At 60.6% G+C, this 15,814-nt stretch carries 12 protein-coding genes; 10 read left to right on the forward strand and 2 right to left on the reverse strand.

From position 1 onward, the window contains the following. Window positions 1–49 precede the first annotated feature (49 nt). The 10 genes from F2P67_RS06745 (at window position 50) to F2P67_RS06790 (ending at window position 13,028) form a co-directional block, all read left to right on the forward strand. Entirely contained in the window at window positions 50–1,423 is a 1,374-nt protein-coding gene (locus tag F2P67_RS06745) for an N-acetylmuramoyl-L-alanine amidase (protein ID WP_425511016.1), read from the forward strand. After that, window positions 1,420–3,330: a DNA mismatch repair endonuclease MutL gene (gene mutL / locus F2P67_RS06750; protein WP_166218775.1), complete on the forward strand. Its 1,911-nt coding sequence runs from the start codon at window positions 1,420–1,422 to the stop codon at window positions 3,328–3,330. Before F2P67_RS06745 ends, mutL begins: the two co-directional genes overlap by 4 nt. After that, window positions 3,330–4,301 (forward strand): tRNA (adenosine(37)-N6)-dimethylallyltransferase MiaA, encoded by a 972-nt coding sequence (gene miaA, locus F2P67_RS06755; protein WP_166218777.1) that lies wholly within the window; start codon window positions 3,330–3,332, stop codon window positions 4,299–4,301. The genes mutL and miaA overlap by 1 nt, the downstream gene beginning before the upstream one ends. Window positions 4,302–4,395: 94 nt before the next feature. Further along, a complete protein-coding gene (hfq, locus tag F2P67_RS06760) occupies window positions 4,396–4,656 on the forward strand; it encodes an RNA chaperone Hfq (protein ID WP_007902656.1) in 261 nt (86 codons plus the stop codon). Between the two features lie 12 nt (window positions 4,657–4,668). Beyond that, window positions 4,669–5,970, forward strand: a complete 1,302-nt coding sequence (gene hflX, locus F2P67_RS06765) for a ribosome rescue GTPase HflX (RefSeq protein ID WP_103304663.1) — start codon at window positions 4,669–4,671, stop codon at window positions 5,968–5,970. Window positions 5,971–6,066: 96 nt separating this feature from the next. Continuing rightward, complete coding sequence (gene hflK, locus F2P67_RS06770; RefSeq protein ID WP_166218779.1) at window positions 6,067–7,239, forward strand: FtsH protease activity modulator HflK; 1,173 nt, start codon at window positions 6,067–6,069, stop codon at window positions 7,237–7,239. Continuing rightward, window positions 7,239–8,108 carry a protease modulator HflC gene (gene hflC / locus F2P67_RS06775; RefSeq protein ID WP_007950723.1) on the forward strand — a complete coding sequence of 290 codons (870 nt, stop codon included), beginning with the start codon at window positions 7,239–7,241 and terminating at the stop codon, window positions 8,106–8,108. Before hflK ends, hflC begins: the two co-directional genes overlap by 1 nt. A 314-nt stretch (window positions 8,109–8,422) precedes the next feature. Then, complete coding sequence (locus tag F2P67_RS06780) at window positions 8,423–9,610, forward strand: ATP phosphoribosyltransferase regulatory subunit (RefSeq protein ID WP_166218781.1); 1,188 nt, start codon at window positions 8,423–8,425, stop codon at window positions 9,608–9,610. 54 nt (window positions 9,611–9,664) lie between these two features. After that, on the forward strand, window positions 9,665–10,954 hold the full coding sequence (locus tag F2P67_RS06785; RefSeq protein ID WP_027921980.1) for an adenylosuccinate synthase: 1,290 nt from the start codon (window positions 9,665–9,667) through the stop codon (window positions 10,952–10,954). Window positions 10,955–11,093: 139 nt separating this feature from the next. Next, entirely contained in the window at window positions 11,094–13,028 is a 1,935-nt protein-coding gene (locus tag F2P67_RS06790; protein ID WP_166218783.1) for a methyl-accepting chemotaxis protein, read from the forward strand. A 110-nt stretch (window positions 13,029–13,138) separates the two neighbouring features. On the opposite strand, the gene F2P67_RS06795 is transcribed toward F2P67_RS06790, so the two are convergent. Together F2P67_RS06795 and F2P67_RS06800 are read right to left on the reverse strand one after the other, a co-directional pair. Continuing rightward, window positions 13,139–14,704: an ABC transporter permease gene (locus F2P67_RS06795; RefSeq protein WP_166218785.1), complete on the reverse strand. Its 1,566-nt coding sequence runs from the start codon at window positions 14,702–14,704 to the stop codon at window positions 13,139–13,141. Next, window positions 14,704–15,714, reverse strand: a complete 1,011-nt coding sequence (locus tag F2P67_RS06800) for an extracellular solute-binding protein (RefSeq protein WP_166218787.1) — start codon at window positions 15,712–15,714, stop codon at window positions 14,704–14,706. The genes F2P67_RS06795 and F2P67_RS06800 overlap by 1 nt, the downstream gene beginning before the upstream one ends. Window positions 15,715–15,814: the final 100 nt, after the last annotated feature.

Genomic DNA, 15,814 nt, shown 5'->3' on the forward strand with positions numbered 1-15,814 from the left:
GTTAGGTATGCGCTTTCGCGCGTTGGTGGCTGCCGCTGGACTGATATTGATGGCAGTAACCGTCAACGCTGTGGCCGATTCAAAGGTCAACAGCGTGCGTTTGTGGCGAGCGCCGGATAACACGCGACTGGTCTTCGACCTCAGCGGCCCGGTACAGCACAGCGTCTTCACCCTGACTGCCCCGGACCGGTTGGTCATCGACATCAATGGCGCCACGCTGGGCGCGCCGCTGAAGCTGCAGACCGCTAATACACCGATCACCGCCATGCGCTCGGCGCAACGTACGCCGACAGACTTGCGGGTGGTTATCGACCTGAAAAAAGCCGTCACGCCGAAAAGCTTCTCGCTGGCGCCGAACGGACAGTACGGCAACCGTCTGGTGGTCGATCTGTTCGATAACCCGGCCGACGCTGAACCGGCGCCTGCGCCGACGCCTTCGGTCGCGACCGTGCCGGCAGTGCCGGTGACCCCGACAGAACCCGCGATCAAGCTGCCGCCAGCCCCGGCCGGCAAACGCGACATCATTGTGGTGATCGACGCCGGCCACGGTGGCGAAGACCCGGGTGCGTCCGGCTCACGCGGTCAGCGCGAGAAAGATGTGGTGCTGCAAATCGCCCGCGAACTGCAGCGCCAAGTCAACGGCATGAAAGGCTTCCGCGCCGAACTGACCCGTACCGGCGACTATTTCATTCCGCTGCGCGGCCGTACCGAAATCGCCCGCAAAAAGGGCGCCGACCTGTTTGTTTCGATTCACGCCGACGCTGCGCCGTCTGCGGCAGCCTTCGGTGCTTCGGTCTTTGCCCTGTCTGATCGCGGCGCCACGTCGGAGACTGCCCGTTGGCTGGCCGACAGCGAAAACCGCTCCGACCTGATCGGTGGTGCCGGAAACGTCAGCCTCGACGACAAGGACCGCATGCTCGCGGGCGTGTTGCTCGACCTGTCGATGACTGCCTCGCTCACCTCCAGCCTCAATGTCGGTCAAAAAGTCCTGACCAACATTGGTCGCGTGACCCCGCTGCACAAGCAACGTGTGGAACAGGCCGGGTTCATGGTGTTGAAGTCGCCGGATATCCCGTCGATTTTGGTCGAAACCGGCTTCATCTCAAACGCCAACGAAGCGAACAAACTCTCGGCATCGAGCCACCAGCAAGCGCTGGCGCGTTCGATCAGCAGCGGCGTGCGTCAGTTCTTCCAGCAGAACCCGCCACCGGGGACCTACATTGCCTGGCTGCGTGACTCCGGCAAGATCGCCCAAGGCCCGCGCGACCACCGCGTAAGCCCGGGCGAAACGCTGGCGATGATCGCCGTGCGTTATCAGGTGTCGCCGGCAACGCTGCGCAGCGCCAACAATCTGAAAAGCGATGATCTGAAGGCCGGTCAGCACCTGACCATTCCGGGCACCGAACTGGCGTCCAAAGAATGAACCAGCTCTTGAACGCTGCCCGCATCGAACTGCTCAGCCCGCGGCTGGCGAACCAGATTGCCGCCGGTGAGGTGGTCGAGCGCCCGGCCTCGGTGATCAAGGAGTTACTGGAAAACAGCCTCGACTCCGGTGCCAAACGTATTGATGTCGATGTCGAACAGGGCGGCGTCAAGCTGCTGCGCGTTCGCGATGACGGCAGCGGCATTTCCGCCGATGACCTGCCGCTGGCGCTGGCCCGTCACGCCACCAGCAAGATCCGCAATCTGGAAGACCTCGAACAGGTGATGAGCCTGGGTTTTCGCGGTGAGGCATTGGCGTCGATCAGTTCCGTTGCACGCCTGACTCTGACGTCGCGCACCCGCGATGCCGATCAGGCCTGGCAAGTCGAAACCGAAGGACGCGACATGGCGCCCCGCGTGCAGCCAGCGGCGCATCCGGTCGGCACCTCGGTGGAAGTCCGCGACCTGTTCTTCAACACCCCGGCGCGGCGCAAATTCCTCAAGACCGAAAAAACCGAATTCGATCACCTGCAAGAAGTGATCAAGCGTCTGGCGTTGGCGCGTTTCGACGTGGCGTTCCATCTGCGTCACAACGGCAAGACCATCCTCAGCCTGCACGAGGCCCATGATGATGCTGCCCGCGCGCGGCGTGTGGCGGCGATCTGCGGTGCGGGTTTCCTTGAGCAGGCGTTGCCGATCGAGATCGAGCGCAACGGTCTGCACCTGTGGGGCTGGGTCGGTCTGCCGACCTTCAACCGCAGCCAGGCGGATTTGCAGTATTTCTTTGTCAACGGCCGGGCGGTGCGCGACAAACTGGTTGCCCACGCTGTGCGTCAGGCCTACCGCGACGTGCTGTTCAACGGTCGGCATCCGACGTTTGCGCTGTTTTTCGAAGTCGATCCGGCGGCGGTAGACGTCAACGTGCACCCGACCAAGCACGAAGTGCGCTTCCGTGACGGGCGCATGGTGCATGATTTCCTCTACGGCACGCTTCACCGGGCATTGGGTGATGTGCGTCCGGAAGATCAGCTTGCCGGGTCAGTCACAACCGCCGTCGTCCGGCCAACCGGTCTTGAGGCCGGCGAATTCGGGCCGCAGGGTGAAATGCGTCTGGCCGCCAATGCGTTGCTCGAACAGCCACAGGCGCAACCGGCGCTCAATACGTCATCCGGGGCCAGTGCCGGCGGCGCCTATCAGTATCAATACACGCCGCGTCCGCAATCTGCGGTGCCACCGGCCGCTGAAGCTCAGGCCGCATATCGCGAGTTTTTCGCACCGCTGGCCGAGGCGAATGCCAATGCGCTGCCGGCCGGTCAGGAAGATATTCCGCCACTGGGCTACGCGCTGGCGCAACTCAAGGGTATTTATATTCTGTCCGAGAACGCCCAGGGGCTGGTGTTGGTGGACATGCACGCCGCTCATGAGCGGATCATGTACGAGCGCCTGAAAATCGCCATGGCCAGCGAAGGCCTGAGTGGCCAGCCGTTGCTGGTGCCGGAATCGCTGGCGGTCAGTCAGCGTGAGGCCGACTGCGCTGAAGAGCACGCTGCGTGGTTTCAGCGTCTGGGGTTCGAGTTGCAGCGTCTGGGCCCGGAAACATTGGCGATCCGCCAGATTCCGGCGTTGCTCAAGCAAGCCGAGGCCAATCGTCTGGTCGGCGACGTGCTGTCGGACTTGATGGAGTACGGCACCAGCGACCGGATTCAGGCACATCTCAACGAATTGCTCGGCACCATGGCCTGCCACGGCGCGATCCGCGCCAACCGGCGCCTGGCCCTGCCGGAAATGAACGGCCTGCTGCGGGACATGGAAAACACCGAGCGCAGCGGTCAATGCAACCATGGCCGACCGACCTGGACCCAGTTGGGCCTGGACGATCTGGACAAACTGTTCCTGCGCGGTCGTTGATGAGCCAGCTACCTCCAGCGATTTTCCTGATGGGCCCGACCGCTGCGGGCAAGACCGACCTGGCCATCGAGCTGACCAAAGTGCTGCCGTGCGAGCTGATCAGCGTCGATTCGGCGCTGGTCTACCGTGGCATGGACATCGGCACGGCCAAGCCTTCCAAAGAGCTGCTGGCTGAGCATCCGCACCGTTTGATCGATATTCTCGACCCGGCCGAGGCGTACTCGGCGGCGGATTTTCGTCGCGATGCCCTGCAAGCCATGGGCGAAATCACCGCACGCGGAAAAATTCCGCTGCTGGTGGGCGGCACGATGCTCTATTACAAGGCTTTGGTCGACGGTCTGGCGGACATGCCGGCGGCCGATCCCGCAGTGCGGGCGCAGATCGAAGAAGAGGCTGCACGCCTTGGCTGGCAAGCCCTGCACGATCAGTTGGCGGTCATCGACCCGGTGTCGGCGGCGCGGATTCACCCCAACGATCCGCAGCGCCTGAGTCGCGCGCTGGAAGTTTATCGGGTCAGCGGTCAGAGCATGACCGCCCTGCGTCAGCAACAATCTGCGCAAAGTACTGAAGCAGCCGCTTCGGGACTGCAACAATTGCCCTATACTGTCGCGAACTTGGCCATTGCCCCGGCAAATCGTCAGGTACTGCACGAGCGCATTAAACAAAGATTCACAAATATGTTGGAACAGGGATTCATCGACGAGGTCGTAGCCCTGCGTAAAAGAAGTGACCTGCATTCGGGGTTGCCGTCTATACGTGCGGTAGGCTACCGCCAAGTCTGGGATTACCTGGATGGCAAACTGACGCTGGCTGAAATGCAGGAGCGCGGCATTATTGCCACGCGCCAATTGGCCAAGCGCCAGTTCACCTGGCTGCGCAGCTGGGAAGATATACACTGGCTGGACAGTCTTGATTGCGACAATCTGCCACGCGCCTTGAAATACCTTGGGACCATCTCCATATTGAGCTGAGTCCTTGCAATTGCCGTCTATCCTTGGGGGTGTGACGGCCAAAGCCATCTGAATTACCTATTTTTATTATTGAATCCTTAAAGGAGTGCGGCACATGTCAAAAGGGCATTCGCTACAAGACCCTTACTTGAATACTTTACGTAAAGAGAAAGTTGGGGTTTCCATCTACCTGGTCAACGGTATCAAACTGCAAGGCACGATCGAGTCGTTCGACCAGTTCGTGATTCTGCTGAAAAACACCGTCAGCCAGATGGTTTACAAACACGCTATCTCGACAGTAGTGCCGGTTCGTCCAATTCGTCTGCCTAGCGCAACCGAATCCGAAGCAGGTGACGCTGAGCCAGGTAACGCCTGATAGGAGTCTCCTTTGTTCTTTGAGCGCCACGGTGGTGGTGAGCGAGTCATTCTCGTTCACTTGGATGGACAGGACCCTGAGGCGCGCGAAGATCCGCAGGAGTTTCAGGAATTGGCTAATTCGGCGGGCGCCGAGACCGTTGCGTTTTTTAACGTGCCGCGTCATCGGCCAACCGCCAAATTCCTGATTGGCAGCGGCAAGGTCGAGGAATTACGCGACCTGGTACACGCCGAAGAAGCCGATCTGGTGATCTTCAATCACACCCTCACGCCCAGTCAGGAGCGTAACCTCGAACGTGTTTTCGAGTGTCGCGTGATCGACCGCACCGGTCTGATTCTCGATATTTTCGCCCAGCGCGCCCGTACCCATGAAGGCAAGCTCCAGGTCGAACTGGCCCAGCTTGACCATATGAGTACCCGTCTGGTTCGCGGCTGGACTCACCTTGAACGTCAGGGTGGTGGCATCGGCATGCGTGGTCCGGGTGAAACCCAGTTGGAAACCGACCGCCGTCTGCTGCGGGTTCGCCTGCGTCAGATCAAGGGCCGCCTGGAAAAAGTGCGCAGTCAGCGCGAGCAGTCGCGTCGCGGCCGTTCCCGTGCGGATATTCCTACCGTTTCGCTGGTGGGCTATACCAACGCCGGTAAATCCACACTCTTCAATAACGTGACGAAATCCGACGTGTACGCGGCCGACCAGCTGTTCGCCACGCTGGATCCGACCCTGCGCCGTCTGGAGCTCGATGACCTGGGGCCGATTGTCCTCGCCGACACGGTGGGCTTCATTCGCCACCTGCCGCACAAGCTGGTCGAGGCATTTCGGTCTACGCTCGAAGAGTCGAGCAACTCTGACCTGCTGTTGCACGTGATTGATGCGGCCGAACCGGATCGCATGTTGCAGATCGAGCAGGTGATGGTGGTGCTGGGCGAGATTGGCGCCCAGGACTTGCCGATCCTCGAGGTCTATAACAAACTCGATTTGCTTGAAGGCGTTGAGCCACAAATCCAGCGCGACGAAAACGGCAGGCCGCAACGGGTCTGGCTCTCGGCGCGTGACGGCAGTGGTCTGGAATTGCTGGAGCAAGCCATTGCCGAGTTGTTGGGCAGTGACTTGTTTGTCGGAACCTTGCGGTTGCCTCAGCGTTTTGCGCGGCTGCGTGCACAGTTCTTCGAACTGGGCGCGGTACAGAAAGAAGAATACGACGAAGAAGGTGTCAGCTTGCTGGCCGTTCGATTGCCGCGCTCGGAGCTCAATCGACTGGTCAGTCGTGAAGGCGTTGTGCCGACGGAGTTCATCGAGCAACACACTTTGCAATAAAAGCCTGAAAAAGCGGTTGTGCCGCAACGGCAGGCATTCTGTAGCATTGGTCGGCGCGCCGTGGGTGCGTCTTTGCTTTATCAGATGGAGAGCGCTATGGCTTGGAATGAGCCGGGTGGCAACTCGAATAATCAGGATCCTTGGGGTGGCAAGCGCCGCAATAACGGCGACCGCAAGGGGCCACCGGATCTCGACGAGGCCTTCCGAAAGCTGCAGGAAAGCCTGAACGGGTTGTTCGGTGGTGGTAAGAAACGCGGTGGTGATGACGGCGGTGGTTCGGGCAGGAGTGGTGGCGGCTTTGGCGGCCTGCTCGGCATCGGCCTCGTGGTGTTGGCGGCTGTCTGGCTGTACAGCGCGGTCTATGTAGTCGACGAGCAGGAGCAAGCCGTGGTGCTGCGCTTCGGCAAGTATTACGAGACTGTGGGCCCGGGTCTGAACATCTACTTCCCGCCGATCGATAAAAAGTACATGGAAAACGTCACGCGTGAGCGTGCCTACACCAAGCAGGGCCAGATGCTGACCGAAGACGAGAACATCGTCGAAGTGCCGCTGACCGTGCAGTACAAGATCAGCAACCTGCAGGACTTCGTGCTGAACGTCGATCAGCCGGAAATCAGCCTGCAACATGCGACCGACAGCGCCCTGCGCCACGTGGTGGGTTCGACCGCCATGGACCAGGTGCTGACCGAAGGTCGTGAATTGATGGCCAGCGAAATCAAGGAGCGTCTGCAACGTTTCCTCGATACCTATCGCACCGGTATCACCGTCACTCAGGTCAACGTACAGAGCGCAGCGGCACCGCGCGAAGTGCAGGAAGCCTTCGACGACGTGATCCGCGCCCGTGAAGACGAGCAGCGTTCGCGCAACCAGGCTGAAACCTACGCCAACGGCGTGGTGCCGGAGGCCCGTGGTCAAGCCCAGCGTATCCTTGAGGATGCCAACGGTTACCGTGACGAAACGGTCTCGCGCGCCAAGGGTGAGGCTGATCGCTTTACCAAGCTGGTTGCCGAGTATCGCAAGGCACCTGAAGTCACCCGCCAGCGTCTGTACCTGGACACCATGCAGGAAGTCTTCAGCAGCACCAGCAAGGTACTCGTGACCGGCAACAAGAATGGCCAGAGCAACCTGCTTTATCTGCCGTTGGACAAAATGATTCAGAACAGTTCGGGCAGCAATGCGCCGGTCACCGGTTCGGCCGCGGCCAGCAACACGGATGTCACGCCGCACGTCACTGACCTGCCGCAGTCGCGCACAAGGGAGACCCGCTGATGAGCAATAAATCGCTGATCGCCCTGATCGTTGGCGTTGTTGTGGTACTGGTTGGCTGGAACTGCTTCTACATCGTGGCTCAGACTGAGCGTGCGGTGTTGCTGCAGTTCGGTCGTGTGGTGCAGGCGGATGTCCAGCCGGGTCTGCATGTGAAAGTGCCTTACGTTAACCAGGTGCGTAAATTCGACGCACGTCTGATGACGCTGGATGCACCGACACAGCGTTTCCTGACCCTGGAAAAGAAAGCCGTGATGGTCGATGCCTACGCCAAGTGGCGCGTGAAAGATGCCGAGCGCTTCTACACCGCGACATCGGGCCTCAAGCAGATCGCCGACGAGCGTCTGTCCCGTCGTCTGGAATCCGGTCTGCGTGACCAGTTCGGCAAGCGCACCCTGCACGAAGTGGTGTCGGGTGAACGTGATGCGCTGATGGCTGACATCACTGCGTCGCTGAACAAGATGGCGGAAAAAGAGCTGGGTATCGAAGTGGTCGATGTCCGGGTCAAGGCCATCGATCTGCCGAAAGAAGTGAACCGCAGCGTGTTCGAACGTATGAGCACCGAGCGTGAGCGTGAAGCTCGCGAGCACCGCGCCAAGGGTAACGAGCTGGCTGAAGGCATCCGTGCCGACGCCGATCGTCAACGCCGCGTGTTGCTGGCTGAAGCCTATCGTGAATCCGAAGAGATTCGCGGTGATGGTGATGCCCAGGCCGCTGCGATCTATTCCAAGGCCTACGGTCAGGATCAGGAGTTCTACGGCTTCTACCGTAGCCTGCGCGCCTACCGTGAAAGCTTCGCGAACAAATCCGACGTCCTGGTCCTCGACCCAAGCAGCGACTTTTTCCGTTACCTGGAAAAGTCCAAGCCTTGATACGACGTTGACCTGAATCATTCCGCCCGGCGGCTAAAACCACGGGCGGGGTGATCCTTTGGGAAAACGTGTGTATGATGCGGCAGCCGGGAAATTCCCGGCTTTTTTGCGTCTGCACGTTTGATTGCTGTTTTTGCTGCAGAACATCGGGTTGAATGGCCCGGACAGTTTTTCGAGGAAAGTGATGGGCGAAGCCGGTATCAGGCCTTTCGCCGCGTCGTTCATGCGCGTGCGTTTTGAACGGACCGGTCATTTTCTGCTTCACTCAAGGCTCGCCCTCGGGCTGGCCGCCCGGATCAAAGGGGAATGGCGTAATGGCAACGGTAGACCGCTGGCTGCTGCCAGATGGCATCGAAGAAGTACTGCCACCGGAAGCGGCGCGCATTGAAGTTGCGCGTCGTCAGGTGTTGGATCTGTTCCAGAGCTGGGGTTACGAGTTTGTCGTGACTCCCCATATCGAGTACCTGGAATCCCTGCTGACCGGCGCGGGCCAGGACCTGGATCTGCGTACCTTCAAGGTCATCGACCCGCAATCGGGCCGGCAGATGGGTTTCCGTGCCGACATCACGCCGCAAGTAGCGCGCATCGATGCGCACACCCTGCGCCGCGAAGGCCCGAGCCGTCTGTGCTATGCCGGCAGCGTGCTGCATGCCCAGCCGCGGGCACTGTCGTCCTCGCGCAGCCCGATCCAGTTGGGCGCCGAGTTGTACGGCGATGCCAGCCCGAGCAGCGACGTCGAAGTCATCAGCCTGATGCTGGCCATGCTGCAACTGGCCGATGTGCCGGACGTGCACATGGACCTTGGTCATGTCGGCATCTACCGTGGTCTGGCGCGCGCCGCCGGACTGTCCGGTGAAGTCGAGCAGCAGTTGTTCGATGCGTTGCAACGCAAGGCCATCGACGAGGTCATTACCCTGACCGAAGGCCTGCCGGCCGATCTGTCCGGCATGCTGCGTGCGCTGGTTGATCTGTGCGGCGGCCGCGAAGTATTGAGTGCTGCCCGGGAGCGTCTGGCCAATGCGCCGGCGCCGGTGCTGGCAGCGCTGGAAGATTTGCTGGCGATTGCCGAGCGTCTGTCGGTGCGCTTCCCGGAGCTGCCACTGTACTTTGACCTCGGCGAGTTGCGCGGTTACCACTACCACACCGGTGTGGTGTTCGCCGTATTTGTGCCGGGCGTTGGCCAGTCCATCGCTCAGGGTGGTCGCTACGACGACATCGGCGCCGACTTCGGTCGCGCCCGTCCGGCTACAGGCTTCTCCACCGATTTGAAAACCCTGGTGACCCTGGGGCGTGCTGAGATCGAGCTACCGTCTGGCGGTATCTGGATGCCTGACAGTACGGATGCGGCACTCTGGCAGCAGGTTTGTCAGTTGCGCAGTGAGGGTCAGCGTGTCGTTCAGGCCTTGCCTGGACAACCTTTGGCCGCCGCCCGTGATGCGGACTGCGACCGGCAATTGATTCAGCAGAACGGGCTTTGGCAAGTTTCGCCACTGGCTTCTTGAGTTTTCCTGCCGGCCATCGCCGGCACCAAGTTTGCGCGAATGAGGACAAGTGTTATGGGTAAGAATGTCGTAGTCCTGGGCACCCAGTGGGGTGATGAGGGCAAAGGCAAGATCGTTGATCTGCTGACCGAACATGCTGCCGCCGTAGTGCGCTACCAAGGTGGCCACAACGCGGGCCACACGCTGGTGATCGACGGCGAAAAAACCGTCCTGCACCTGATTCCGTCGGGCGTGCTGCGCGAAGGTGTGCAGTGCCTGATCGGCAACGGCGTGGTGGTTGCACCCGACGCCCTGCTGCGCGAGATCACCAAGCTGGAAGAGAAAGGCGTACCGGTGCGCGAGCGCCTGCGTATCAGCCCGTCCTGCCCGCTGATCCTGTCCTTCCACGTGGCGCTGGATCAGGCCCGTGAAAAGGCCCGTGGCGAGCTGAAGATCGGTACCACCGGTCGCGGCATCGGCCCGGCATACGAAGACAAGGTTGCTCGTCGTGGCCTGCGCGTTGGCGACCTGCTCAACATGCCGCGTTTCGAAGACAAGCTGCGTGAACTGGTGGATTACCACAACTTCATGCTGGTCGGTTACTACAAAGAGCCTGCCATCGAGTTCGAAAAGACCCTGGCCGAGTGCAAAGAATACGCTGAGCTGCTCAAGCCGCTGATGCTCGACGTTACCGCTGAGCTGCACGACCTGCGTCGCGCCGGCAAAGACATCATGTTCGAAGGCGCCCAGGGTTCGTTGCTCGACATCGACCACGGTACCTACCCGTATGTGACCAGCTCCAACACCACCGCCGGTGGCGTGGCGACCGGTTCGGGCGTTGGCCCGATGTTTCTGGATTACATCCTGGGCATCACCAAGGCTTACACCACTCGCGTCGGTTCGGGCCCATTCCCGACCGAACTTTTTGACGAAGTCGGTGCACACCTGGCCAAGCAAGGTCACGAATTCGGTGCGACCACTGGCCGTGCCCGTCGTTGCGGCTGGTTCGACGCCGTTATCCTGCGTCGCGCTATCGATGTGAACAGCATCTCGGGCATCTGCCTGACCAAGCTGGACGTACTCGACGGCCTGGAAACCATCAACATCTGCGTCGGCTACAAAGATGCACAAGGCAACGCCGTTGCCCCTACTGACGCTGACAGCTACGTCGGCCTTCAGCCTGTGTACGAAGAAGTGCCGGGCTGGACCGAGTCGACCGTGGGTGCCAAAACCCTGGAAGAGTTGCCGGCCAATGCTCGTGCCTACATCAAGCGCGTTGAAGAGTTGATCGGCGCGCCGATCGACATTATTTCGACGGGCCCGGATCGCAACGAAACCATCGTTCTGCGTCACCCGTTTGCTTGATAAGTTGTTGATGTAAAAAACAAAGGCCCCTTAATCGGGGTCTTTGTCGTTTATGCCTGTTGGACGGCATGACCTTTGCTGTGAATCTGTCTACAAGAGTGCCATCAAATTAATGGCGTCAGAAGTAGAGGTATTCACAGTGTCGGCCGTTCTCTCACTGTTACAAAGCCGTTTGTTGCGGCCTGTATTCGTTACCCTTGGTATCGCCCTTTTGGTGCAGGTATTGGTGGCGGTCGCCCTGACACGGAGCACCGTCACGGCGCTGGAAGCTGATCTGGCTGTGCGCCTCGGTGCCGACAGCCAGAAACTCTCTGGCGAACTGGAGCAGGCCGGGCGTGAAGTCACGTTGAGCCTCGACAGCTTGTCCGCCAGTACCCGTCAGCGTCTGACCGCCGGTTTGTCCTCGCGCCTGAAGGACGAGCAGGTGCAACTACGTGCGACGTTGGAAAAGGATCTGAAGGATTCGGCCAATGACATGGCGCAGTTGCTGGCCTCGGTCGCACCGCGTGCGATGTGGGACAGTGATGTGCCGACGCTGTCCGAATTTGCCCGGCGTGCTCAGCGCAATCCCAACGTGCTGTTCGTTGTGTACGACGACGCGACCGGTCAGCACCTGACCCGCTACCTCAATCGCGAAAACCCGATCAACAAGGCCTTGCTGGAAAAGGGGCAGGGTGAGCGCGCGCTGGACAAGGTACTGGATGCGGCGAAAAACGATCCGTCGGTTTACTACCTCGAAGCCTCGATCAATCCCAATGGCGTGGAAATCGGCAAAGTGCTGATGGGTGTTTCCACGGCCTCGGTGGAAACCGATCTGGCCGCGCTCGACAAGCGCTTCTCGGCACTGATTGCCAGCAGTGATCAACTGGTCGGCGATAGCCTGAAAGGCGCCGCAGCGGACAGCGCCACGGCCATGCAGGCGCGCCTGCAATCTGCGCAATCGACCGCGGCGCAAATGAAGTCCAATACCGCCAGCACCGTTCAAGAAGCGGCGGCAACCCTGCGCTGGAGAATCGGCATGGGCCTGGCGCTGGTCGGCTGTGGCGTCTTGCTGTTGCTGGCCGTGGTGCTCGGTCATCGCGTGGTCAATCGCTTGAAGATGCTCAACGTGGCGATGGACGATCTGGCGGCAGGCGAGGGCGATCTGACCAAGCGTGTGCAGATCAACAGTAAGGACGAAATCGGCGACATGGCGGCGGCGGTCAACCGCTTTGTGGATAAGTTGCAGCCGATCGTGCGCGAGGCGGGCGATGTCGCCCAGCGTACCGGCGTCGAAATCGGCGCGATGACCCTGCGCAATGCCGGCGCCGATGCGGCTGCCGGGATGCAGCGTGACGAGGTCGCGGAAAGTCTGCGGGCGCTGTCGCAAATGGCTGACGAGGCGCAATCGGAAAGTCATGCGATGCAGGCTGCATTGAAGCAGGTGGTGGATATTCGTCAGGCCACTGATGAAAACACGCGCACGTCGGCCAGGGTTGGCAGTTTGATCGAGGCGCTGGCGGGGCAGGTCGATACCGGAGCGAAAGTCATCGAGCGACTGGCGCAGCAGAGTGAGCAGATTGAGGTGGTGCTGACGGTGATTCACGGGATCGCCGAGCAGACCAACCTGCTCGCATTGAACGCCGCCATTGAAGCGGCGCGGGCCGGCGAGACCGGGCGTGGTTTTGCCGTGGTGGCGGACGAGGTGCGGGCGCTGGCCAGCAAGACGCAAAGTTCGACTGGCGATATTCAGGCGCACATCGTCGCGCTGCAGCAAGGCGCGCGTGAAGCGGTGGAAGCGATCGGTCAGGCCGGACGCCAGGCCAGCGAAGGTTTGCTGGTGCTGCGCGATAGTGCGCGGTTGCAGCAGTCGGTGCAGGTGTCGGTCGAGCAGGTGCATGCGGCGATTGGTCTGGCGACCCAGGCAGCGGCGCATCAGGCGCAGGGCGCGCAGGCCGTGCGTGGGCGGGTTGAGACGATTCATGCCCAGGCCGAAAAAGCGGCGCAGGCGGTGGTGGAAACCACGGCGAGTGGCAAGGTGCTTGATGGCTTGGCTGCGCAACTCAAGGCGAGTCTGGGGCAGTTCAGAGCTTGATGTTGAAATTCAGGGCTCTTTCGCGAGCAAGCCCGCTTCCACATCTTGGTCGCATTCCAGCCTTGGAGCTCGGTCAAAATGTGGGGGCGGGCTTGCTCGCGAAGGCGATTTCAGCGACTCAAATACATCCGGGTCGTCAACAGATACACCGGTAGCCCCGATACCAAAATCAACAGCGCCGCATAAGGCGCCGCCGCCGCAAACTCGACATTCGCGGTATGTGCCCAGACCTCGGTCGCCAGGGTGTTGAGCCCGGTCGGACTCAGCAGCAAAGTCGCGGTCAGCTCCTTCATCGCATCCAGAAACACCAGCGCAAACGCCGCACCCAAGGCCGGGAAGATGATCGGCAGCGTCACCCGGCAAAATGCTGTAAACGACGAAGCGCCCAGCGTGCGCGCAGCCTCTTCCAGCTGCGGCGCGGCTTTGTTCAGCGCGGTACGAATCGGCGCTTGAGCCAGTGGCAAAAACAGCAGTGCATAAGCGATCAGCAGCAATCCTGACGTCTGGTAAAGCGCCGGCACGAAATGCAGGGCGAAATACACCAGCGTCAGCGCAATCACCAGGCCAGGCAGTGCGTGCAGCAGATATGGCAGGCGCTCGGCCCAGATCGCCAGTTGGCCTTTGTAACGCACTACCAGCAACCCCACCGGCACCGCCAGTACCAGGCACAACGCTGCGCCGCCCAGCGACAACGCCAGTGAAGACAACAGGGCTTCGGTAATCGCAGCAACCGGGAAAGCCGCCGAGGAGCCCACCGCCAGCCAATACGCCAGCATGCCCAGCGGTATCCCGCTGCCGACAATCGCCAGCATCAGGCAATACAACTGACCTGCTGCGGCCCACGGGCCAAGCCGTACTTGTTCGGCCTGACGCGCCGCACCTTGCCCGGTGCGTACGTGCCGGCCCTTGCCACGCACGCGCAACTCAAGCCACAGCAGCATCAGACACAGTGCCAGCAACACTGCGGACAACATCGCCGCGTTGGCGTTGCTGAATTCCAGTTCGAATTGCTGATAGATCGCGGTGGTGAAGGTTTGCAGGCCAATGATCGACAGCGCACCAAACTCCACCAGCATGTGCAGGGCAATTAACAATGAGCCGGCCAGCAATGATGGCCAGAGCAGCGGCAGGGTGACGCGAAAGAACACGCCCCAGCGATTCTGCCCAAGGGTGCGGGCGGACTCTTCAAGGGACGGATCGAGATTGCGCAGGGTCGCCGCGACCGGCAGAAAGATCAGCGGATACTTCGACAGGCTCATCACCAGGATCGCCCCGCTGAGCCCTTCGAACTGTGCGCTTAACGACACCCAGGTGAAGCTGCTGACAAACGCCGGCACCGCAAACGGCAGACACAGAATCACGCCCCACAGGCGTCGCCCCGGCAAATTGCTGCGCTCCAGTAACCATGCCAGCGACAGGCCAATCACACCGCAGGTAATCGTCACGCCCACCATCAACGCGAGGGTGTTGCGCAGCAGGCCGAAAACATACGGACGCCACAGCAAGTGCAGTGCCTCGGCCCAGCCGGCCTGCCAGGCCTTGAGCCCGACATACACCAGCGGCAACAGGCTCAATACCACCAGTAACAAAACCGGCAGCACCAGCCAGATCGACGGCTGCTTGCGTTTTGGCACGTAACCCCCGCGCGCGGCGGGGGCGGATAACGATGCGGTCATCAGTTCAAGCCAACTTCGCGTTCCAGTTCGAGTGCTTCTTCAGCATTGCCCAGATCGGCCGGCGTCACGTTCGGCGCTTCGAGTTCGCTGAACGGCTTGAGCCCGCGATCCGATTCCATGCCTTTGTGCAGCGGGTATTCGGCGGTGGTTTGCGTAATCACACGCTGACCTTCTTCGCTGGCCATGTAGGCGAGGAATTGCTGGGCTTCTTTCGGATGTTTGCTGGATTTCAGCACGGCAGCGCTGGACACGGTGATCAAGCCGCCGACGTCGCCGCCGGTGAAGTAATGCAGTTTGGAGTCCAGTTTGCCTTTTTCGCGCTGCAGGGCGAACCAGTAGTAGTTGTTGACCAGCACCGTGGCAACTTCACCGTTTTCCACGGCTTTGAGCGCAACCATGTTGTTGCTGTAGGTTTTGCCAAAGGCGCGCAATCCGGTCAGCCATTCTTCGGCGGCGTCGCGACCGTGCATCTTGATGATGGCTACGGCCTGCTCCTGGAATGCCCCGCTCGTCGGTACGAAGCCGACTTTGCCTTGCCATTGCGGATCGGAAAATTCCATTACCGATTTAGGCAGGTCTTTTTCATCGACCAGTTTCGGGTTGTAGGCGACCACGCGAACCCTCGCGGTGACGCCGATCCAGGTGCCATTGCCGGCCACGTATTTCTCTGGCAAAACCGCCAAGGTGGCGTCGTCGGTCTTGGCCAGCAAACCTTGTTCGCCGAGATTATTCAGCGGCGGCGATTCTTCGGTGTAGATCACGTCGGCAGGGGAGCGGTCGCCCTCCTCAATAATCTGGCTGGCGAGCTGATTGCTGCTGCCCTTGCGCACATTGACGTGAATGCCGGTTTTGGCTTCGAAGGCTTTGGCGATCGCGTCGCCGACTTCCTTGTGTTGGCCGTTGTAAAGAGTCAGGGAAACCGCATCGGCAGCCTGGGTGAGGGGAGTGGCGAGCGCCAGGCCGAGGAGGGTGAAGGTCAGGCCTCGGCGCAGGGTATTTCGAAACGTCATTCGCAGGGTTCCTCACTGTCGCATTGCAAAAACTTGCAACAATGATAAACGATATTGTTTCTCAAGTGCGCCTTGCGGGGAGGGCTGGGGTTTGCTAGGG

Origin of the sequence: Pseudomonas atagonensis, from assembly GCF_011369485.1 — a bacterium.
In the GTDB taxonomy this organism is placed as follows: domain Bacteria; phylum Pseudomonadota; class Gammaproteobacteria; order Pseudomonadales; family Pseudomonadaceae; genus Aquipseudomonas; species Aquipseudomonas atagonensis.

Excerpts from the sequence above, each read along its gene's own strand:
- F2P67_RS06745 (WP_425511016.1), top strand. The coding sequence starts at position 50 with ATGGCAGTAACCGTCAACGCTGTGGCCGATTCAAAGGTCAACAGCGTG.
- mutL (WP_166218775.1), top strand. The coding sequence starts at position 1,420 with ATGAACCAGCTCTTGAACGCTGCCCGCATCGAACTGCTCAGCCCGCGG.
- miaA (WP_166218777.1), top strand. The coding sequence starts at position 3,330 with ATGAGCCAGCTACCTCCAGCGATTTTCCTGATGGGCCCGACCGCTGCG.
- hfq (WP_007902656.1), top strand. The coding sequence starts at position 4,396 with ATGTCAAAAGGGCATTCGCTACAAGACCCTTACTTGAATACTTTACGT.
- hflK (WP_166218779.1), top strand. The coding sequence starts at position 6,067 with ATGGCTTGGAATGAGCCGGGTGGCAACTCGAATAATCAGGATCCTTGG.
- hflC (WP_007950723.1), top strand. The coding sequence starts at position 7,239 with ATGAGCAATAAATCGCTGATCGCCCTGATCGTTGGCGTTGTTGTGGTA.
- F2P67_RS06780 (WP_166218781.1), top strand. The coding sequence starts at position 8,423 with ATGGCAACGGTAGACCGCTGGCTGCTGCCAGATGGCATCGAAGAAGTA.
- F2P67_RS06785 (WP_027921980.1), top strand. The coding sequence starts at position 9,665 with ATGGGTAAGAATGTCGTAGTCCTGGGCACCCAGTGGGGTGATGAGGGC.
- F2P67_RS06795 (WP_166218785.1), bottom strand. The coding sequence starts at position 14,704 with ATGACCGCATCGTTATCCGCCCCCGCCGCGCGCGGGGGTTACGTGCCA.
- F2P67_RS06800 (WP_166218787.1), bottom strand. The coding sequence starts at position 15,714 with ATGACGTTTCGAAATACCCTGCGCCGAGGCCTGACCTTCACCCTCCTC.